Genomic DNA, 19,238 nt, shown 5'->3' with positions numbered 1-19,238 from the left:
TTCTGGGCGAGGACGTCGCTGGTCGCGACCTCGCTCACCTCGACGGTGATGTGGCTGGTCCGCTTGTTGATGCGGAACGCCCGGCCCTGCGCACGCGGACGGATCCGCTTGAGCGTGGGGCCCTCGTCGACGTAGGCCGCGCTGACCACGAGTGCAGCAGGGTCCAGCTGCAGGTTGTGCTCGGCGTTGGCCACCGCGCTGGCGACGACCTTGGCGACCGGCTCACTGGCCGCCTGCGGGGCGAACCGCAGCAGCGCCAGGGCCTCGTCGGTCGGCAGGTAGCGGATCAGGTCCACCACCCGGCGGGCCTTCATGGGGGTCACGCGGACGAACCGGGCCGTAGCCCGGGCGACCGGCGCCTCCTGTCCCAACTGGGAAGTCATCTGAATCTCTCTCTACCTGGTCAGCCCCGCCGCGAGCGGCGGTCGTCCTTGATGTGCCCACGGAAGGTGCGCGTGGGGGCGAACTCGCCGAGCTTGTGCCCGACCATCGCCTCGGTGACGAACACCGGGACGTGCTTGCGGCCGTCGTGCACCGCGAGGGTGTGACCCAGCATGTCCGGGATGATCGTCGAGCGACGCGACCAGGTGCGGATCACGTTCTTGGTGCCCTTGGCGTTCTGTGCGTCCACCTTGGCGAGCAGGTGGTCGTCGACGAACGGGCCCTTCTTCAGGCTGCGTGGCATGTCTGTCGGACTCCTTTACCCGCTCAGCGCTTCTTGTTGGTGCGCCGGCGGCGCACGATCAGGGCGTCACTTGCCTTCCGCTTGCGCGTCCGGCCCTCCGGCTTGCCCTTCGGGTTCACCGGGTGGCGACCACCGGAGGTCTTGCCCTCACCACCACCGTGCGGGTGGTCCACCGGGTTCATGGCGACACCACGGACGGTCGGGCGCTTGCCCTTCCACCGCATGCGGCCGGCCTTGCCCCAGTTGATGTTCGACTGCTCGGCGTTGCCCACCTCGCCGACGGTCGCGCGGCAGCGGACGTCGACGTTGCGGATCTCGCCCGACGGCATGCGCAGCTGCGCGAAGCGACCCTCACGGGCGACCAGCTGGACGCTGGTACCCGCCGAGCGCGCGATCTTCGCGCCGCCACCGGGACGGAGCTCGATGGCGTGAACCACGGTGCCGACCGGGATGTTCCGCAGCGGCAGGTTGTTGCCCGGCTTGATGTCGGCGGCGGGGCCGCACTCCACCGTGTCGCCCTGCTTCAGGCGGGCCGGCGCGATGATGTAGCGCTTCTCGCCGTCCGCGAAGTGCAGCAGCGCGATGCGCGACGTGCGGTTCGGGTCGTACTCGATGTGCGCGACCTTGGCCGGCACGCCGTCCTTGTCGGCACGACGGAAGTCGATCAGGCGGTACGCGCGCTTGTGACCGCCGCCCTGGTGACGAGCGGTGACCTTCCCGTGCACGTTGCGCCCGCCCCGACCGTGCAACGGCCGGACCAGCGACTTCTCGGGGTGGTCGCGGGTGACCTCGGCGAAGTCGGCGACGCTGGAGCCGCGGCGGCCCGGCGTCGTCGGCTTGTACTTGCGGATAGCCATTGCTGACTCAGTCCCTGTCTTCTATCTCTGGTCCGTGGGTCCGGGTGGACGCCGGTGGGCAGGTGCCCGACCGGCGTCAGGCGCCCGGGCCCCCGAAGATCTCGATGCGGTCGCCCGCGGCCAGCGACACGATGGCGCGCTTGGTGTCCTTGCGCTTGCCCATCTGTGCGCCCCGGCTGCGCTTGCGCTTGCCCTGGCGGTTGATCGTGTTCACGCCGAGGACCTTCACGTTGAAGATCTGCTCGACCGCGATCTTGATCTGCGTCTTGTTGGCATCCGGGCGCACGATGAACGTGTACTGGTTGCCGTCGATCAGGCCGTAGCTCTTCTCGGAGATGACCGGGGCGAGCAGGACGTCCCGGGGGTCGCGGACGCTCATGCCTTCTCCTCGGTGGTCTCTTCGACGGTGCCCTCGCCGGCGGCGGGAGCGATGGACGGGACGCCGCCGGAGATCTCGTGGGTCGAGACGTCGGGCAGGTCGGAGCCGGAGCGCTTGCCCTTGACCGGGCCCGCCACGAACTCGGCCAGCGCGGCCTCGGTGAAGATGACCTCGTCGGACACCAGCACGTCGTAGGTGTTCAGCTGGCCGGCCTCGATGAGGTGGACCTCGGGCACGTTGCGCAGGCTGACCCAGTTCAGGACGTCGTCGCGGTCGAGCACGATCAGCACGCGCTTGGCCTGGGTGACGGCGTTCAGCGTGGCGAGCGCTGCCTTGGTCTTCGGGGCGTCGCCGTCGACGAACGCGGAGACCACGTGCACCCGGCCCTCGCGGGCCCGGTCCGAGAGGGCACCGCGCAGGGCGGCGGCCTTCATCTTCTTCGGGGTCTTCTGCTCGTAGTTCCGCGGCTGCGGGCCGTGGACCACGCCACCGCCGGCGAACTGCGGCGCGCGGGTCGAGCCCTGGCGAGCACGGCCGGTGCCCTTCTGGCGGTACGGCTTGGCGCCACCACCGCTGACCTGGCCACGCGTCTTGGTCGCGTGCGTGCCCTGACGGGCGGCGGCCAGCTGGGCCACGACCACCTGGTGCATCAGGGAGACGTTCGCGTTGGCGTCGAAGAGCTCACCGGGCAGCGTGACGCTGCCGGAGGTCTCCCCCGCCGGGGTGCGGACGTCGACCTGGCGGTCGGTGCGCGACTCGGTTGAGGTCACTTGTTGTCACTCCCCACGGGACCGCCCTTGACGGCCGAACGGACGAGCACGAGGCCGCCCTTCGGGCCGGGGATGGCGCCCTTGATCAGCAGGAGGCCGCGCTCGGCGTCCACCTTGTGGACGTGCAGCGAAAGGGTGGTCGTCTTGACCGCACCCATGCGACCGGCCATGCGCAGGCCCTTGAACACGCGACCCGGGGTGGACGCGCCACCGATGGAGCCCGGCGCGCGGTGCTTGCGGTGGGTGCCGTGCCCGGCGCCCAGGCCCTTGAAGCCGTGGCGCTTCATGACACCGGCGGTGCCCTTGCCCTTGCTGGTGCCGATGACGTCGACCTTGGCCACGCCGTCGAACACGTCGGCGGTCAGCTCCTGGCCGACCGTGTAGGTGCCGGCGTCCTTGGTGCGCAGCTCCACCAGGTGGCGCCGCGGCGTCACGCCCGCCTTGGTGAAGTGCCCACCCTCGGGCTTGTTCACCTTGCGCGGGTCGATCTCACCGAACCCGAGCTGGACGGCCGAGTAGCCGTCGACCTCGGGGGTGCGCACCTGGGTCACCACACACGGACCCGCCTTGACGACGGTCACCGGCACGAGGCGGTTGTTCTCGTCGAAAACCTGGGTCATCCCCAGCTTCTCGCCGAGGAGACCACGAAATGTGCTCGCCATGTCTGCTGACTGCCCTTACTGGATGTTGACGTCGACCGAGGCCGGCAGGTCGATGCGCATGAGCGCGTCCACCGTCTTCGGCGTCGGGTCGAGGATGTCGATGAGCCGCTTGTGCGTGCGCATCTCGAAGTGCTCGAACGAGTCCTTGTACTTGTGCGGCGAGCGGATCACCGCGTACACGTTCTTCTCCGTCGGCAGAGGCACCGGGCCGACCACACGCGCTCCGGTCTTGGTGACCGTCTCCACGATGCGCCGCGCCGAGGCGTCGATCGCCTCGTGGTCATAGGCCTTCAGCCGGATGCGGATCTTCTGTCCCGCCATCGCTGTCTTCTGCTCCTGCCGATCGGTTGTGAAAGTTCGAGTGGGTCTGCTGACCCTGGGTCCGGGTCGCTGGACCCGGTCCCGAGAGGGGGCGGCGGCCGGCTGTGCGGCCGCCGCCCCGTCAGGGGGTGTTACTTGATGATCTTGGTGACGCGGCCGGCGCCGACGGTACGGCCACCCTCACGGATGGCGAACCGCAGGCCCTCCTCCATGGCGATGGGCTGGATGAGCTCCACCGTCATCTCGGTGTTGTCGCCGGGCATGACCATCTCGGTGCCCGAGGGCAGCGTGACCACGCCGGTGACGTCCGTCGTCCGGAAGTAGAACTGGGGACGGTAGTTGTTGAAGAACGGCGTGTGACGGCCACCCTCGTCCTTCGAGAGGATGTAGACCGAACCCTCGAAGTTCGTGTGCGGGGTGATCGAGCCAGGCTTCACGACGACCTGGCCGCGCTCCACGTCCTCGCGCTTGATGCCGCGCAGCAGCAGACCGACGTTGTCACCGGCCTGACCCTGGTCGAGCAGCTTGCGGAACATCTCGACGCCGGTGACGGTCGTCTTCGTCGAACCCTCGCGGATACCGACGATCTCGATCTCCTCGGAGACCTTGACGATGCCACGCTCGACGCGACCGGTGACGACCGTGCCACGACCGGTGATGGTGAAGACGTCCTCGACGGGCATGAGGAACGGCTTGTCGATCTCGCGCTCCGGCTCCGGGATCGCGGTGTCGACGGCGTTCATCAGCTCCATGAGCTTGTCGCCCCACTCGGCGTCGCCCTCGAGGGCCTTCAGCGCGGAGACGCGGACCACGGGGACGTCGTCGCCCGGGAACTCGTACTCGCTGAGGAGCTCACGGACCTCCAGCTCGACGAGCTCGAGGATCTCCTCGTCGTCGACCATGTCGGCCTTGTTGAGCGCCACGACGATGTAGGGGACGCCGACCTGGCGGGCCAGGAGCACGTGCTCCTTGGTCTGCGGCATCGGGCCGTCGGTGGCGGCGACCACCAGGATGGCGCCGTCCATCTGCGCCGCACCGGTGATCATGTTCTTGATGTAGTCGGCGTGACCCGGGCAGTCGACGTGCGCGTAGTGGCGCGACTCGGTCTGGTACTCGACGTGAGCGATCGAGATCGTGATGCCACGGGCCTTCTCCTCGGGCGCCTTGTCGATCGAGTCGAAGGCGGACGCCTCGTTGAGGTCCGGGTACTTGTCGTGCAGGACCTTGGTGATCGCCGCGGTCAGCGTCGTCTTCCCGTGGTCGATGTGCCCGATGGTGCCGATGTTGACGTGCGGCTTGGTCCGCTCGAACTTGGCCTTGGCCACTGGGTTCCTCTCCTCGTGGTTACGCAGGTGGTGCGTGCTCTGGGGTGGGGTGGTGCTCGCAGGAGCGCGGGCCGGCGGGCCCGCATTCCGGATTACTCGCCGGTCGCCTTGGCGATGATCTCCTTGGCGACGTTGGCCGGGACCTCGGCGTACGAGTCGAACACCATGGTGTAGCTCGCCCGTCCCTGGGTGCGGCTGCGCAGGTCGCCCACGTAGCCGAACATCTCCGACAGCGGCACCAGGGCCCGGACGACGCGGGCGCCGGAGCGCTCCTCCATCGCCTGGATGGTCCCGCGGCGGGAGTTCAGGTCGCCGATGACGTCGCCCATGTAGTCCTCGGGCGTGACGACCTCGACGGCCATCATCGGCTCGAGCAGGGCCGGGCTGGCCTTGCGTGCGGCCTCCTTGAAGACCATCGAGCCGGCGATCTTGAAGGCCATCTCCGAGGAGTCGACCTCGTGGTACTGGCCGTCGATGAGGGTCGCCTTGACGCCCACCATCGGGTAGCCGGCGAGGATGCCGTACTGCATGGCGTCCTGCATGCCCGCGTCGACCGAGGGGATGTACTCCTTCGGGATGCGACCACCGGTGACGGCGTTGACGAACTCGTAGGTCGGCCCGTCGCCGGAGACCTCGAGGGGCTCGATGCTGACCTGCACCTTGGCGAACTGGCCGGAGCCACCCGTCTGCTTCTTGTGGGTGTAGTCGACCTTCTCGACCGCCTTGCGGATGGTCTCGCGGTAGGCGACCTGCGGCTTGCCGACGTTGGCCTCGACCTTGAACTCGCGGCGCATGCGGTCCACCAGGATCTCCAGGTGGAGCTCGCCCATGCCGGAGATGACCGTCTGGCCGGTCTCCTCGTCCAGGCGGACCTGGAACGTCGGGTCCTCCTCGGCGAGCTTCTGGATCGCGGTACCGAGCTTCTCCTGGTCACCCTTGGTCTTGGGCTCGATGGCGACCGAGATGACCGGGGCCGGGAAGGTCATCGACTCGAGGATCACCGGGTTCTGCGGGTCGCAGAGGGTGTCACCCGTGGTCGTCTGCTTGAGGCCGACGACGGCGACGATCTGGCCGGCACCCACGCCCTCGCGCTCCTCGCGCTTGTTGGCGTGCATCTGGTAGATCTTGCCGATCCGCTCCTTGCGGTCCTTGGTGCTGTTGAGCACCGGGGACCCGGAGGAGAGCTTGCCCGAGTACACGCGGACGTAGGTCAGCTTGCCCAGGTGCTGGTCGGTCTGGATCTTGAAGGCCAGCGCGGAGAACGGCTCGTTCTCGTCCGCGTGCCGCAGGACCTCGGTCTCGCCGTCGAGCGCGGTGCCGACGATGGCCTCGATGTCCAGCGGGCTGGGCAGGTAGTCCGTGACGGCGTCGAGCAGGGGCTGCACGCCCTTGTTCTTGAACGCGGTGCCGGTGAGGACCGGGTTGATCTGCGCGGAGATGGTCGCCTTGCGGATCGCGGCCTTCAGGCGCTCGACGGAGATCTCCTCGCCACCGAGGTAGGCCTCCATGAGCTCGTCGTCGGTCTCGGCGACGGTCTCGAGCAGCTTCTCGCGGTACTCGGCGGCCTGGTCGGCGAGCTCGGCCGGGATCTCCTCGACCGCGTAGTCCTCACCCATCTTGGTCTCGCCGCGCCAGGTGAGGGCACGCATCTGGACGAGGTCCACGACGCCGATGAAGTCGGCCTCGGCACCGATCGGCAGCTGGAGGACGGCCGGGTTGGCACCCAGGCGCTCCACCATCATGTCGACGCAGCGGAAGAAGTTGGCACCGGTGCGGTCGAGCTTGTTGACGAAGCACATGCGCGGGACGCCGTACTTCTCGGCCTGCCGCCAGACCTGCTCGGTCTGCGGCTCGACGCCGGCGACACCGTCGTAGACGGCGACCGCACCGTCGAGCACCCGGAGGGACCGCTCCACCTCGACGGTGAAGTCGACGTGCCCGGGGGTGTCGATGATGTTGATGTCGTAGCCGTTCCAGGAGCACTTCGTCGCGGCGGACGTGATGGTGATGCCGCGCTCCTGCTCCTGCTCCATCCAGTCCATGGTGGCCGCGCCGTCGTGGACCTCACCGATCTTGTACGTGATACCGGTGTAGAAGAGGATGCGCTCGGTCGTGGTGGTCTTGCCGGCGTCGATGTGCGCCATGATCCCGATGTTCCGGGTCTTGGCGAGCTGGGCCTGTGAGTCGGCCATTCCTTACCCCTCTTTGTCCTGGTCCGCGTACGGGTTCCGGGGTTGTCCCGGAGTGCCCGCCGGCCGCGGGCGCTGATGGACGGATGTCACCAGCGGTAGTGCGCGAAGGCCTTGTTCGACTCGGCCATCTTGTGCGTGTCCTCGCGCCGCTTCACGGCGGCACCCAGACCGTTGCTCGCGTCGAGCAGCTCGTTCATCAGGCGCTCGGTCATCGTCTTCTCGCGACGAGCCCGGCTGTACTGGATCAGCCAGCGCAGGCCCAACGTGGTGCTGCGGGAGGCGCGCACCTCGACCGGGACCTGGTAGGTGGCGCCACCGACGCGGCGGCTCCGGACCTCGAGGGCCGGCTTCACGTTGTCCAGCGCGCGCTTGAGCGTGACGACCGGGTCGGTGTCGTTCTTGGCGCGGCACCCCTCGAGGGCGCCGTAGACGATCGCCTCGGCGACCGAGCGCTTGCCGTCGACGAGCACCTTGTTCACCAGCTGGGTCACCAGCGGCGACTGGTACACCGGGTCGGCGACGAGCGGGCGGCGCGGCGCGGGGCCCTTGCGCGGCATTAGCTCTTCTCCTTCTTCGCGCCGTAGCGGCTGCGAGCCTGCTTGCGGTTGCGGACACCCTGGGTGTCCAGCGAGCCGCGGATGATCTTGTAGCGCACGCCCGGGAGGTCCTTCACACGACCACCGCGCACGAGCACCATCGAGTGCTCCTGCAGGTTGTGGCCGACGCCCGGGATGTAGGCGGTCACCTCGATGCCACTGGTGAGGCGGACGCGAGCGACCTTGCGCAGCGCCGAGTTCGGCTTCTTCGGCGTGGTCGTGTACACGCGCGTGCAGACTCCGCGGCGCTGGGGCGAACCCTTCAACGCCGGAGTCTTGGTCTTCTCGACCTTGTCCTCGCGGCCCTTGCGGACCAGCTGGTTGATCGTGGGCATGGGTGGCCTGGATCTCCTACCTGCGCTGGGGTGGTGCTCTCTGGTATTCGCTGCTTCGTGGTGCTGGGTGCCGGATCCCGGTGGGGAACCTTCCCGACTCCTGCCATGTTCCACCACCGGTCCACGCGGTCGGGCGTGTCGCCCTTCCCGGGACCGGCCCGCGGAGGACCGAACTCGGTTGCCCCTCGCGACTCGGCGCCGCCAGCCTCCGGGCACCGCGTCGGACGCGGCCCGGCGGCTGGTCCTCGGCGGTCCGGAGGCATCAGCCTCTGGTCACCCAGGCGCACCGCGAACGGGAGCAGGCCCAGGGCACCCTGGGCACGGCTGACCACGATACCCGTGCCCTCAGGGCCGGTCAAAGCCGGGTGCCTCACACCCGTCGACAGGTCGACTGCACGACCTCCTGCGCCGTCGCACCGTACCGCTGCCGGTGCCCCGGCGACAGCTCCCCGGCTCCCCGCGGGTCGCCGCCCGATAGCGTGCGGGACGGCACCAACGGTGGTGCCGGGACCATGAGGAGTGCACGTGCGCATCGGCATCCAGGCCAGCTACAGCGGGGGCTTCCAGGAGACGGCGGCGGAGATCCGCGACCTCGAGGCGGCCGGCCTCGACGTCGCAGCGGTCGCCGAGGTCTACACGTTCGACGCGGTGAGCCAGCTCGGCTACCTGGCCGCGGTGACCGAGCGGGTCGAGCTGCTGAGCGCCATCTTCCCCATCTACAGCCGCACGCCCGCGCTGACGGCCATGACGGCGGCCGGCCTGGACTTCGTCTCCGGCGGTCGCTTCACGCTCGGCCTGGGCGCCTCGGGCCCCCAGGTGATCGAGGGCTGGCACGGTGTCCCCTACGACGCCCCGCTGCAGCGCACGCGCGAGGTCGTGGAGATCTGCCGTCAGGTGTGGCGCCGGGAGCGCCTGGACCACCAGGGCAAGAAGTACACGATCCCGCTGCCCGCGGACCAGGGCACGGGGCTCGGCAAGCCGCTGAAGCTCATCAACACCCCCGTCCGCGACCGGGTGCCGGTCATGCTGGCTGCGCTCGGCCCCAAGAACGTCGAGCTTGCCGCCGAGATCGCCGAGGCGTGGGAGCCGATCTTCTTCTACCCGGAGAAGGCTGCCTCGGTCTGGGGCGACTCCCTCGCCGCCGGCAGGGCGAAGCGCGACCCGGCGCTCGGGGAGCTCCAGGTCGTCACCGGGGTCCCGGTCGCCATCGGCGACGACGTCGAGGGGCTGCTGGAGTTCGTCCGCCCGGCGCTGGCCCTCTACATCGGCGGCATGGGTGCGCGGGGCAAGAACTTCTACAACGACCTCGCGGTCCGTTACGGCTACGAGGCCGAGGCGAAGACCATCCAGGACCTTTACCTCGACGGCAAGAAGGACGAGGCTGCGGCGGCCGTCCCCCTCGACCTGGTCCGGGCGTCCTCGCTCATCGGCCCCGAGGGCTACGTCGCCGAGCGGATCGCCGCGTTCGCCGAGGCCGGCGTCACCACGCTGATGCTCCAGCCCCTCGACGGCAGCCGCGAGGCCCGGCTCACGACCGTCGAGACGATGAAGCGCCTCGCCGGATAGGTCCCACCTCACCGTTCTGGGTCCTCCCTCGCGGTCGACCACGAGGGAGGACCCAGAACGATCAGGGACCCTGATCAACAGGGCGGCCCGACGCGAAAGGGCCCCCGAGTCCGGAGACTCGGGGGCCCTTTCGTCACTCAGCTAGGCGCTCAGCACCGCCAGTCGTACTCCTCGAGGCGCACGGCCTCGCCGGAGCCCTGACCGAAGACGTCCGGGCTGTAGTACTGCCCGTCGTCGTAACCGGCCATGGTGTAGACGGCGGCACGCGCCTCCTCGGTCGGCTCGACCGTGATGTTCCGGTAGCGGCTGATGCCCGTACCCGCCGGGATCAGCTTTCCGATGATCACGTTCTCCTTGAGGCCGAGCAGGCTGTCGCTCTTGCCCTGGATCGCCGCGTCGGTGAGCACCTTGGTCGTCTCCTGGAAGGAGGCGGCCGACAGCCACGACTCGGTCGCGAGCGAGGCCTTCGTGATGCCCATCAGCACCGGACGGGCCGAGGCCGGCTCGCCGCCCTCGGCGACGACGCGGCGGTTCTCGGTCTCGAACAGCGTCCGCTCGACCAGCGCACCGGGGAGGAACTCGGTCGCGCCCGAGTCGATGATGGTCACCCGCTTCAGCATCTGCCGGATGATCACCTCGATGTGCTTGTCGTGGATCGACACACCCTGGCTCCGGTAGACCTCCTGGACCTCGCGGACCAGGTGCAGCTGCACCTCGCGGGGGCCCATGATCCGCAGCACCTCGTGCGGGTCCACAGCACCCTCGGTGAGCTGCTCGCCCACCTCGACGTGGGCACCGTCCTCGACACGCAGCCGCGACCGGCGCGACAGCTTGTCGTAGACGACCTCGTCGGAGCCGTCGTCCGGGGTGATGGTGAGCTTGCGGAACTGCTCGCCGTCCTCGATCCGGACCGTGCCGGCCAGCTCGGCGATCGGGGCCTTGCCCTTGGGGACGCGGGCCTCGAAGAGCTCCACCACACGCGGCAGACCGTGGGTGATGTCCTCACCCGCGACACCACCGGTGTGGAAGGTGCGCATCGTCAGCTGGGTGCCGGGCTCACCGATCGACTGGGCGGCGATGATGCCGACCGCCTCGCCGACGTCCACGAGCTTGCCGGTCGCCAGGGACCGGCCGTAGCAGGTGGCGCAGGTGCCGAGCAGCGACTCGCAGGTCAGGACGCAGCGGACCTTGACCTCCGCGACACCGGCGTCGATCAGCGTCTGGATCAGGACGTCGCCCAGGTCGGCGTTCGCCGGGGCGATGACCGTCCCGTCCTCGGCCACCACGTCGGCAGCCAGGGCGCGGGCGTAGACGCTGGTCTCGACGTGCGCGTCACGCGTCACCACACCGTCGACGACGGTGCCGATCGGCATGATCACGCCGCGGTCGGTGCCGCAGTCCTCCTCGCGGATGATGACGTCCTGCGAGACGTCCACCAGACGACGGGTGAGGTACCCGGAGTCGGCGGTACGGAGCGCGGTGTCGGCCAGACCCTTGCGGGCACCGTGGGTGGAGATGAAGTACTCCAGCACGGACAGACCCTCCCGGAAGTTGGCCTTGATCGGCCGCGGGATGATCTCGCCCTTCGGGTTGGCGACCAGACCGCGCATACCGGCGATCTGGCTGATCTGCATCATGTTGCCTCGGGCGCCCGAGTTGACCATGACCCAGACGGGGTTGGTGGTCGGGAAGTTGTCCACCATCGCCTGGGAGACCTCGGCCCGCGCGCGGGTCCAGATCTCGATCAGCTCGCCACGGCGCTCCGCGTCGGTGATGACGCCGCGCTCGTACTGCTTCTCGATCTTGGCGGCCTCGGCCTCGTGCCGGTCCAGGATGTCCCGCTTGACCGGCGGCGTGACGACGTCGTCGATCGCGATCGTGACACCCGAGCGGGTCGCCCAGCGGAAGCCGGCCGACTTGAGGGCGTCCAGCGTCGCCGCGACCTGCACCTTGGGGTAGCGCTCGGCGAGGTCGTTGACGATCGCCCCGAGCTCCTTCTTCGGCACCTGGTAGTTGACGAAGCGGTAGTCCTCGGGCAGCGCCTCGTTGAACAGCACCCGGCCCAGGCTCGTCTCGACGACGGCCGCCTGACCCGGGGTCCAGTCCTCGGGCTGCGTCCAGGCCTCGTTGACCTTGCCGTTGTCGACGCCGAACACCTCGTCGAGGCGGATCAGCGCACGCTCCTGCAGGCCCAGGGCGCCCATGTCGAAGGCCATGAGGGCCTCCGCCGTCGAGGCGTAGGCCGCCGGCTGGCCGCCGTCGGCCTCGTGCCGCGAGGGCACCAGGGTCGTCAGGTGGTACAGACCCAGCACCATGTCCTGGGTCGGCGCGGTGATCGGGCGACCGTCGGCCGGCGACAGGATGTTGTTGCTGGACAGCATCAGGATCCGCGCCTCGGCCTGCGCCTCGGCCGACAGCGGCAGGTGCACCGCCATCTGGTCACCGTCGAAGTCCGCGTTGAACGCGGTGCAGACGAGCGGGTGGATCTGGATGGCCTTGCCCTCGACCAGCTGCGGCTCGAAGGCCTGGATGCCCAGGCGGTGCAGCGTCGGCGCACGGTTCAGCAGGACCGGGTGCTCGGTGATGACCTCTTCCAGCACGTCCCAGACGACGGGGCGGGCGCGCTCGACCATCCGCTTGGCGGACTTGATGTTCTGCGCGTGGTTGAGGTCGACCAGCCGCTTCATGACGAAGGGCTTGAACAGCTCCAGCGCCATCTGCTTGGGCAGACCGCACTGGTGCAGCTTCAGCTGCGGGCCGACGACGATGACCGAACGGCCGGAGTAGTCGACGCGCTTGCCGAGCAGGTTCTGGCGGAACCGGCCCTGCTTGCCCTTGAGCAGGTCGCTCAGGGACTTCAGGGGACGGTTGCCCGGGCCGGTGACCGGACGGCCGCGGCGGCCGTTGTCGAACAGCGCGTCCACGGACTCCTGGAGCATCCGCTTCTCGTTGTTCACGATGATCTCGGGCGCGCCGAGGTCGAGCAGACGCTTCAGCCGGTTGTTCCGGTTGATCACGCGGCGGTACAGGTCGTTCATGTCGCTGGTCGCGAAGCGGCCACCGTCGAGCTGCACCATCGGGCGCAGGTCCGGCGGGATGACCGGGACGCAGTCCAGCACCATGCCCATGGGCGAGTTGCGGGTCTGCTGGAACGCCGCGACGACCTTCAGCCGCTTGAGGGCACGCAGCTTGCGCTGGCCCTTGCCGCTGCGGATGGCCTCGCGCAGCGAGACGGCCTCGGCGTCGAGGTCGAAGTTGGCGAGCAGCTTCTGCAGCGCCGCGGCACCCATGCCGCCCTCGAAGTACTCACCGAAGCGGTCGCGCAGCTCGCGGTAGAGCGACTCGTCGGCGATGAGCTGCTTGACCTCGAGCTTGCGGAAGGTGTCCATCACCTCGTCGAGGCGGTCGATCTCCCGCTGCGAGCGGTCGCGCAGCTGGCGCATCTCGCGCTCGCCGCCCTCGCGCACCTTGCGGCGCACGTCGGACTTGGCGCCCTCGGCCTCGAGCTCGGCCAGGTCGGCCTCCAGCTTCTGCTGGCGGGCCTCCACGTTGGCGTCGCGCTGACCCTCGAGGTTCGACTTCTCGGCGCTGATCTCGGCCTCGATGGTCGGGAGGTCGCGGTGGCGCGCCTCGTCGTCGACCGAGGTGATCATGTAGGCCGCGAAGTAGATGATCTTCTCGAGGTCCTTGGGTGCCAGGTCGAGCAGGTAGCCCAGCCGGGACGGCACACCCTTGAAGAACCAGATGTGCGTGACCGGAGCGGCCAGCTCGATGTGGCCCATCCGCTCGCGGCGGACCTTGGCGCGAGTGACCTCGACGCCGCAACGCTCGCAGATGATGCCCTTGAAGCGGACCCGCTTGTACTTACCGCAGTAGCACTCCCAGTCCCGGGTGGGACCGAAGATCTTCTCGCAGAAGAGACCGTCCTTCTCCGGACGCAGGGTCCGGTAGTTGATGGTCTCGGGCTTCTTCACCTCACCGTGGCTCCACTGACGGATGTCGTCGCCAGTGGCCAGACCGATGCGGAGCTCGTCGAAGAAGTTGACGTCGAGCAAGGTGGTGACCCCTTTCCGGGGCTAGTTCTTCGCTTCTATGACTGTGGGTGGGGGCGCGCCGGCCGGCCCGGGCGGGCCGGCCGGCGGCCGATCACACGTCTTCGACCGAGGACGGCTCGCGGCGGGACAGGTCGATGCCCAGCTCCTCCGCGGCCCGGAAGACCTCGTCGTCGGTGTCGCGCAGCTCGATCGCCTGCCCGTCGCCGGACAGCACCTCCACGTTGAGGCAGAGCGACTGCAGCTCCTTGAGCAGCACCTTGAACGACTCCGGGATACCCGGCTCGGGGATGTTCTCGCCCTTGACGATGGCCTCGTAGACCTTGACCCGGCCGAGGATGTCGTCGGACTTGATGGTGAGCAGCTCCTGCAGCGCGTAGGCCGCGCCGTAGGCCTGCATCGCCCAGCACTCCATCTCGCCGAAGCGCTGACCACCGAACTGCGCCTTACCACCCAGCGGCTGCTGCGTGATCATCGAGTACGGGCCGGTCGAACGGGCGTGGATCTTGTCGTCGACCAGGTGCAGCAGCTTCAGGATGTAGACGTAGCCCACGGCGATGGGCTCGGGGAAGGGCTCACCGGAACGGCCGTCGAACAGCCGCGCCTTGCCCGTCTCCTTGACCATCCGGTTGCCGTCGCGGTTCGGGATCGTCGAGCCGAGGAGGCCGATGAGCTCGTCCTCCTTGGCGCCGTCGAACACCGGGGTCGCGGTGCGGGTCCCAGGGGCGGCGGCCTTGGCGGCCTCGGGCAGGTTCTTCGCCCAGTCCGGGTCGCCGTTGACCTCCCAGCCCTGCTTGGCGATCCACCCGAGGTGCATCTCCAGGACCTGGCCGACGTTCATGCGGCCGGGCACGCCGAGCGGGTTGAGGACGATGTCCACCGGGGTGCCGTCCTCGAGGAACGGCATGTCCTCCTGCGGCAGGATCTTCGAGATGACGCCCTTGTTGCCGTGGCGCCCGGCGAGCTTGTCGCCGTCGGAGATCTTGCGCATCTGGGCGACGTAGACCCGGATCAGCTCGTTGACGCCGGCGGGCAGCTCGTCGCCGTCCTCGCGCGAGAACACGCGGACGCCGATGACCTTGCCGGACTCACCGTGCTTGACCTTCAGCGACGTGTCGCGCACCTCGCGCGCCTTCTCGCCGAAGATCGCGCGGAGCAGGCGCTCCTCGGGGGTCAGCTCGGTCTCGCCCTTCGGTGTCACCTTGCCGACGAGGATGTCGCCCGGGACGACCTCGGCACCGATGCGGATGATGCCGCGCTCGTCGAGGTCGGCCAGCACGTCCTCGGAGACGTTCGGGATGTCCCGGGTGATCTCCTCGGCACCGAGCTTGGTGTCGCGGGCGTCGACCTCGAACTCCTCGATGTGGATCGAGGACAGGACGTCGTCCTGCACGAGGCGCTGCGACAGGATGATCGCGTCCTCGTAGTTGTGGCCCTCCCACGGCATGAAGGCGACGAGCAGGTTCTTGCCCAGCGCCATCTCGCCCTGGTCGGTGCAGGGGCCGTCGGCGATGACCTGACCGACCTCGACCCGCTGGCCCTCGTGGACCACGGGCGTCTGGTTGATCGAGGTGCCCTGGTTCGAGCGGCGGAACTTCAGCAGCCGGTAGGTCTGCCGGGTGCCGTCGTCGGCCATGACGGTCACGTAGTCGGCGGTCGAGTCCTCGACGACGCCGGCCTTCTCGGCCACGACCACGTCACCGGCGTCGACCGCGGCACGCAGCTCCATGCCGGTGCCCACGAGCGGGGCCTCCGAGCGGAGCAGCGGCACGGCCTGGCGCTGCATGTTGGCGCCCATGAGCGCGCGGTTGGCGTCGTCGTGCTCGAGGAACGGGATCATCGCCGTCGCGACCGAGGTCATCTGCCGCGGCGAGACGTCCATGTAGTCCACGTTCTCGGGGGCGAGGTAGTCGACCTCACCGCCCTTGGTGCGGACCAGGACGCGCTCCTCGGCGAGACGACCCTCGGCGTCGAGCGGGCTGTTGGCCTGCGCGACGACGAAGCGGTCCTCCTCGTCGGCGGTCAGGTAGTCGATCGTGTCGGTGACCTTGCCGTTCTCGACCCGCCGGTACGGCGTCTCGATGAAGCCGAAGGCGTTCACCCGGCCGAACGAGGACAGCGAGCCGATCAGACCGATGTTCGGGCCTTCCGGCGTCTCGATCGGGCACATGCGGCCGTAGTGGCTCGGGTGGACGTCACGGACCTCCATGCCGGCCCGCTCGCGGGACAGACCACCGGGACCCAGCGCCGACAGGCGGCGCTTGTGGGTCAGGCCCGCGAGGGGGTTGGTCTGGTCCATGAACTGGGACAGCTGGCTGGTGCCGAAGAACTCCTTGATGGAGGCGACGACCGGCCGGATGTTGATCAGGGTCTGCGGCGTGATCGCCTCGACGTCCTGGGTCGTCATCCGCTCGCGGACCACGCGCTCCATGCGGGAGAGGCCGACCCGGATCTGGTTCTGGATCAGCTCGCCGACGGTGCGCAGGCGGCGGTTGCCGAAGTGGTCGATGTCGTCGACGCCGTGGTCGGGCTCGCCGGCGTGGAGGCGCACGACGTACTCGATGGTGGCGACGATGTCGTCCTCGGTGAGCGTGGAGGTGCTCTGCGGGACGTCGACACCGAGCTTCTTGTTGACCTTGTAGCGGCCGACCTTGGCCAGGTCGTAGCGCTTGGCGTTGAAGAAGAGGTTCTCCAGCAGCGCCTGCGCCGACTCACGCGTCGGCGGCTCGCCCGGCCGAAGCTTGCGGTAGATGTCGAGCAGGGCCTCGTCCTGCCCGGCGATGTGGTCCTTCTCCAGGGTGGCCAGGACGGTCGGGGACCACTGGAAGTGCTCGCGGATCCGGTCCTCGGTCCAGCCCAGGGCCTTGAGGAGCACGGTCACCGGCTGGCGGCGCTTGCGGTCGATGCGGACGCCGACGGTGTCGCGCTTGTCGACGTCGAACTCGAGCCATGCACCGCGGCTGGGGATGACCTTGGCGGAGAAGACGTCCTTGTCCGACGTCTTGTCCAGGGTCTTGTCGAAGTAGACGCCCGGCGACCGGACCAGCTGCGAGACCACGACGCGCTCGGTCCCGTTGATGACGAAGGTGCCCTTGTTCGTCATGATCGGGAAGTCGCCCATGAACACCGTCTGCGACTTGATCTCGCCGGTGGTGTTGTTCATGAACTCGGCGGTGACGAACAGCGGCGCCGCGTAGGTCATGTCCTTGTCCTTGCACTCCTCGAGGGACGCCTTGACGTCCTCGAAGCGCGGGTTGGAGAAGGACAGCGACATCGAGCCGCTGAAGTCCTCGATCGGGGAGATCTCCTCAAGGATCTCGGCGAGGCCGCCGACGGCGGTCTCCTGCTCCTCGGGCGAGAGGGTGGCGCGCCACTCGGGGCTGCCGACCAGCCAGTCGAACGAGGCGGTCTGCAGGGCGAGCAGATCCGGGACCTCGAGGGGCTCGGAGATCTTGGCGAACGAGACGCGCAGCGGCGCGCCGGGGATCTTCTGCTGATCGGCCTCGCCGCTGCGGGGGCCGCTCTGCGGGACCGGGGTGGTCCTGGTGGTGCCGGACTCGGTGGTGCCGGGGGTGATGCTGGTGGGGCGAGAGCCTGCCAAGATGCGTCCTTCCAAGGACCTCACGACGTGCGGGCGGTGGGCTGCGGGGTCGTCCTGGGTCGTCGTCGGTGATGGCGAGGCTGTCCGCGACGGCCGCGAACGCCCGCTGGACCGGTCAGCGTGGGCGACGCCCGGAACGTTCCCGGGCACCCGACGTGACCCGTCTCGGCGGGCAGGCAGTCAGAGGGCAGCGCAACAGGAGACCCTACCCCTGGTCAGGAGCGCTGTCCACGTCGGGGGGGCCGGTGCGACCGGTGCCACATCCGCAGGACGCGCCGCCCCGCGACGGGGCCGGCGGGGTGTGCGCCGGACCCATGATGACAGCCGGGGCCCCCGACGGGGATCGCCACGCCGGAGGAGACGCGACGCCGGACCCGCTACGTCAGCTCGTCGATCTTCCAGTCGCCGTCGACCCGGACCAGGTGCACCCGGACGGTCTGCACGCACGACTGCGCGCCGTCGGGCGTCACCTGGCAGCCGGAGCTCTCCGGCGCCGGCTGCGTGCCGGAGTTCACCGACTTCACGACGTAGGCGCCGAAGACCACCACGGTCGCGTCGTCCTGAGCCGGGTTGATCTCCTGGAGGCCGACGTCGACGAGGTCGAACTTGGTCGTGGCGGACACCTGCTCGTACGTGTCGATGATGCCGCCCTGGGAGAGCTCGCCCTTGTACTGCTCCTTGAGGTCGCCGGTCAGGACGTCGAGCTTGCGCCGGATGCTCCCGTCGGAGTCCTTGTAGTCGTAGGCGTAGAGGGCCTGCACCCCCTCCCCCGCGGCGGCGAGCACCGACCCGTCGACGTACCGCGGGTCCAGGCGCTGCCAGAGCAGGACCCCGGTGCCCGCCGCCGCCAGGAGGCACAGCGTGGCCAGCACCAGCACGAGGGCCGGGACCTTGCGGGCCCGGGACGGGGCGGCAGCGCCGTCGGCGACGGCCGCGGTCGTGGCCCCGGCGGTCGGCTCACCGCGGCGCGCAGCGGTGGGACGAGGGGCCGGCGCCGGCCGCTCGGCGACCCCGCCGTCCTCCCGGTCACGGCGACTGCCGGCGACCCGCGGGCGGGGGCTCGGCCGGGCCGCGGCGGTGCGGGGCCGCGGGGTGGGACGGGGACGGTCCTCGGGTGTCTGCGTCATCGCGTCCTCACGCTCCCCGGATGGCCGAGAGCAGCCAGCGGTCGTCGACCTTCTTCAGCTCGACCTCGACGCGGTACTGCGCCACCTGCGCCTGGGGGTTGGTGTTGTCCTTCTGGGTCTGCTCGAGGACCAGCATCACGGTGGCCTCGTCGTCGTCCGCGCGCGTCACGCCGGCGGCCACCACCTTGGTGCTGCTGACCCGCTCGGTGTCGAGGATCTCCTGCCGGCTCTCGTCCAGCCGGTCGGTGGCCTCCTCGGTGAGGTCACCGGTGGTGATCCTCGAGATCTGCCGGATGTCGTCGTCGAGGGTCAGGTGGTCGTAGGAGGTCAGGTCGACCATGTTCGCCCGCGCGGCGGCCCAGGCCTGGGAGTAGTCGTCGGTGCGCAGGTTCGACCCCTCGGGACGGGTGAACCAGAGGTAGGCACCGGCGGCGAGCAGCAGCACCAGGAGGACGGCGAGGACGGGCACCAGCGGCAGCGACACCCGGGCGGCCCCGCCACTCCCCTTCCCCGTACGGCGGCCTCGCCGGCGCGGGGCGGGCTCGTCCTCCGCCGGGGCACCCGGCTCCTCGTCGACGGCCGGGGCCTCGTCCGTCCCCCGGACGGTCGAACCGGTGGCCGGGGCCTCGGCATCCTCCCTCGTCGTCACCGCGTCGTCCTCGGCGAGCGTGGTCGAGGTTCCGGCCGCATCGCCGTCGAGCGCACGGTCCCGCGCGTCACTCATCACCCGCGCATCCTCTCCTGTCCGGTCGTGCGGAGGGCGTGCGACG

General features: G+C 69.3%; 15 protein-coding genes and 1 pseudogene. 1 reads left to right on the top strand and 15 read right to left on the bottom strand.

The window, feature by feature from the left end; translation table 11 throughout:
• Positions 1-32: 32 nt before the first annotated feature.
• The 11 genes and pseudogenes from rplV to rpsL all read right to left on the bottom strand — a co-directional run.
• Positions 33-383: pseudogene (gene rplV / locus DQ237_RS06855) on the bottom strand (50S ribosomal protein L22); the annotation flags it as partial.
• Between the two features lie 20 nt (positions 384-403).
• Positions 404-685: a 30S ribosomal protein S19 gene (gene rpsS, locus DQ237_RS06850; RefSeq protein ID WP_089336464.1), complete on the bottom strand. Its 282-nt coding sequence runs from the start codon at positions 683-685 to the stop codon at positions 404-406.
• A 23-nt stretch (positions 686-708) separates the two neighbouring features.
• Positions 709-1,542, bottom strand: coding sequence for a 50S ribosomal protein L2 (gene rplB / locus DQ237_RS06845; RefSeq protein ID WP_075013309.1), 834 nt, complete (start codon positions 1,540-1,542; stop codon positions 709-711).
• Positions 1,543-1,618: 76 nt separating this feature from the next.
• Positions 1,619-1,921, bottom strand: a complete 303-nt coding sequence (gene rplW / locus DQ237_RS06840) for a 50S ribosomal protein L23 (protein WP_104523787.1) — start codon at positions 1,919-1,921, stop codon at positions 1,619-1,621.
• On the bottom strand, positions 1,918-2,691 hold the full coding sequence (gene rplD / locus DQ237_RS06835; RefSeq protein ID WP_113798393.1) for a 50S ribosomal protein L4: 774 nt from the start codon (positions 2,689-2,691) through the stop codon (positions 1,918-1,920). The genes rplW and rplD overlap by 4 nt, the downstream gene beginning before the upstream one ends.
• The gene (gene rplC, locus DQ237_RS06830) at positions 2,688-3,353 is read right to left on the bottom strand and encodes a 50S ribosomal protein L3 (protein WP_113798391.1); all 666 of its coding nucleotides are present in this window, start codon (positions 3,351-3,353) and stop codon (positions 2,688-2,690) included. Before rplC ends, rplD begins: the two co-directional genes overlap by 4 nt.
• Before the next feature lie 15 nt (positions 3,354-3,368).
• The gene (rpsJ, locus tag DQ237_RS06825; RefSeq protein ID WP_014377994.1) at positions 3,369-3,674 is read right to left on the bottom strand and encodes a 30S ribosomal protein S10; all 306 of its coding nucleotides are present in this window, start codon (positions 3,672-3,674) and stop codon (positions 3,369-3,371) included.
• Positions 3,675-3,805: 131 nt separating this feature from the next.
• Positions 3,806-4,999: an elongation factor Tu gene (gene tuf / locus DQ237_RS06820; RefSeq protein ID WP_113798389.1), complete on the bottom strand. Its 1,194-nt coding sequence runs from the start codon at positions 4,997-4,999 to the stop codon at positions 3,806-3,808.
• 92 nt (positions 5,000-5,091) lie between these two features.
• Positions 5,092-7,191 (bottom strand): elongation factor G, encoded by a 2,100-nt coding sequence (gene fusA / locus DQ237_RS06815; RefSeq protein ID WP_113798387.1) that lies wholly within the window; start codon positions 7,189-7,191, stop codon positions 5,092-5,094.
• An 86-nt stretch (positions 7,192-7,277) separates the two neighbouring features.
• Positions 7,278-7,748: a 30S ribosomal protein S7 gene (gene rpsG, locus DQ237_RS06810; protein WP_113798385.1), complete on the bottom strand. Its 471-nt coding sequence runs from the start codon at positions 7,746-7,748 to the stop codon at positions 7,278-7,280.
• Positions 7,748-8,122: a 30S ribosomal protein S12 gene (gene rpsL / locus DQ237_RS06805; RefSeq protein WP_012950487.1), complete on the bottom strand. Its 375-nt coding sequence runs from the start codon at positions 8,120-8,122 to the stop codon at positions 7,748-7,750. The genes rpsG and rpsL overlap by 1 nt, the downstream gene beginning before the upstream one ends.
• 525 nt (positions 8,123-8,647) lie before the next feature.
• On the opposite strand from rpsL, the gene DQ237_RS06800 reads away from it, so the two are divergent.
• On the top strand, positions 8,648-9,688 hold the full coding sequence (locus tag DQ237_RS06800) for an LLM class F420-dependent oxidoreductase (protein WP_113798383.1): 1,041 nt from the start codon (positions 8,648-8,650) through the stop codon (positions 9,686-9,688).
• 149 nt (positions 9,689-9,837) lie between these two features.
• Here the strand turns inward: DQ237_RS06800 and DQ237_RS06795 are convergent, their stop codons facing one another.
• The 4 genes from DQ237_RS06795 to DQ237_RS06780 all read right to left on the bottom strand — a co-directional run bounded on the left by DQ237_RS06795 (position 9,838) and on the right by DQ237_RS06780 (position 19,192).
• Positions 9,838-13,743 carry a DNA-directed RNA polymerase subunit beta' gene (locus DQ237_RS06795; RefSeq protein ID WP_113798381.1) on the bottom strand — a complete coding sequence of 1,302 codons (3,906 nt, stop codon included), beginning with the start codon at positions 13,741-13,743 and terminating at the stop codon, positions 9,838-9,840.
• A gap of 91 nt (positions 13,744-13,834) precedes the next feature.
• A complete protein-coding gene (rpoB, locus tag DQ237_RS06790) occupies positions 13,835-17,227 on the bottom strand; it encodes a DNA-directed RNA polymerase subunit beta (RefSeq protein ID WP_113798599.1) in 3,393 nt (1,130 codons plus the stop codon).
• A gap of 491 nt (positions 17,228-17,718) precedes the next feature.
• Positions 17,719-18,468 carry a hypothetical protein gene (locus DQ237_RS06785; RefSeq protein ID WP_113798379.1) on the bottom strand — a complete coding sequence of 250 codons (750 nt, stop codon included), beginning with the start codon at positions 18,466-18,468 and terminating at the stop codon, positions 17,719-17,721.
• A 7-nt stretch (positions 18,469-18,475) separates the two neighbouring features.
• Positions 18,476-19,192, bottom strand: coding sequence for a hypothetical protein (locus DQ237_RS06780; RefSeq protein WP_147251754.1), 717 nt, complete (start codon positions 19,190-19,192; stop codon positions 18,476-18,478).
• Positions 19,193-19,238: the final 46 nt, after the last annotated feature.

It is taken from the genome of Blastococcus sp. TF02-8 (assembly GCF_003319175.1).
Lineage (GTDB): Bacteria > Actinomycetota > Actinomycetes > Mycobacteriales > Geodermatophilaceae > Blastococcus.
Note: the sequence above shows the minus strand (reverse complement) of the source record. Positions and strands in the feature narration are given on the sequence as shown.

Excerpts from the sequence above, each read along its gene's own strand:
- rpsS (WP_089336464.1), bottom strand. The coding sequence starts at position 685 with ATGCCACGCAGCCTGAAGAAGGGCCCGTTCGTCGACGACCACCTGCTC.
- rplB (WP_075013309.1), bottom strand. The coding sequence starts at position 1,542 with ATGGCTATCCGCAAGTACAAGCCGACGACGCCGGGCCGCCGCGGCTCC.
- rplW (WP_104523787.1), bottom strand. The coding sequence starts at position 1,921 with ATGAGCGTCCGCGACCCCCGGGACGTCCTGCTCGCCCCGGTCATCTCC.
- rplC (WP_113798391.1), bottom strand. The coding sequence starts at position 3,353 with ATGGCGAGCACATTTCGTGGTCTCCTCGGCGAGAAGCTGGGGATGACC.
- rpsJ (WP_014377994.1), bottom strand. The coding sequence starts at position 3,674 with ATGGCGGGACAGAAGATCCGCATCCGGCTGAAGGCCTATGACCACGAG.
- fusA (WP_113798387.1), bottom strand. The coding sequence starts at position 7,191 with ATGGCCGACTCACAGGCCCAGCTCGCCAAGACCCGGAACATCGGGATC.
- rpsG (WP_113798385.1), bottom strand. The coding sequence starts at position 7,748 with ATGCCGCGCAAGGGCCCCGCGCCGCGCCGCCCGCTCGTCGCCGACCCG.
- rpsL (WP_012950487.1), bottom strand. The coding sequence starts at position 8,122 with ATGCCCACGATCAACCAGCTGGTCCGCAAGGGCCGCGAGGACAAGGTC.
- DQ237_RS06785 (WP_113798379.1), bottom strand. The coding sequence starts at position 18,468 with ATGACGCAGACACCCGAGGACCGTCCCCGTCCCACCCCGCGGCCCCGC.
- DQ237_RS06780 (WP_147251754.1), bottom strand. The coding sequence starts at position 19,192 with ATGAGTGACGCGCGGGACCGTGCGCTCGACGGCGATGCGGCCGGAACC.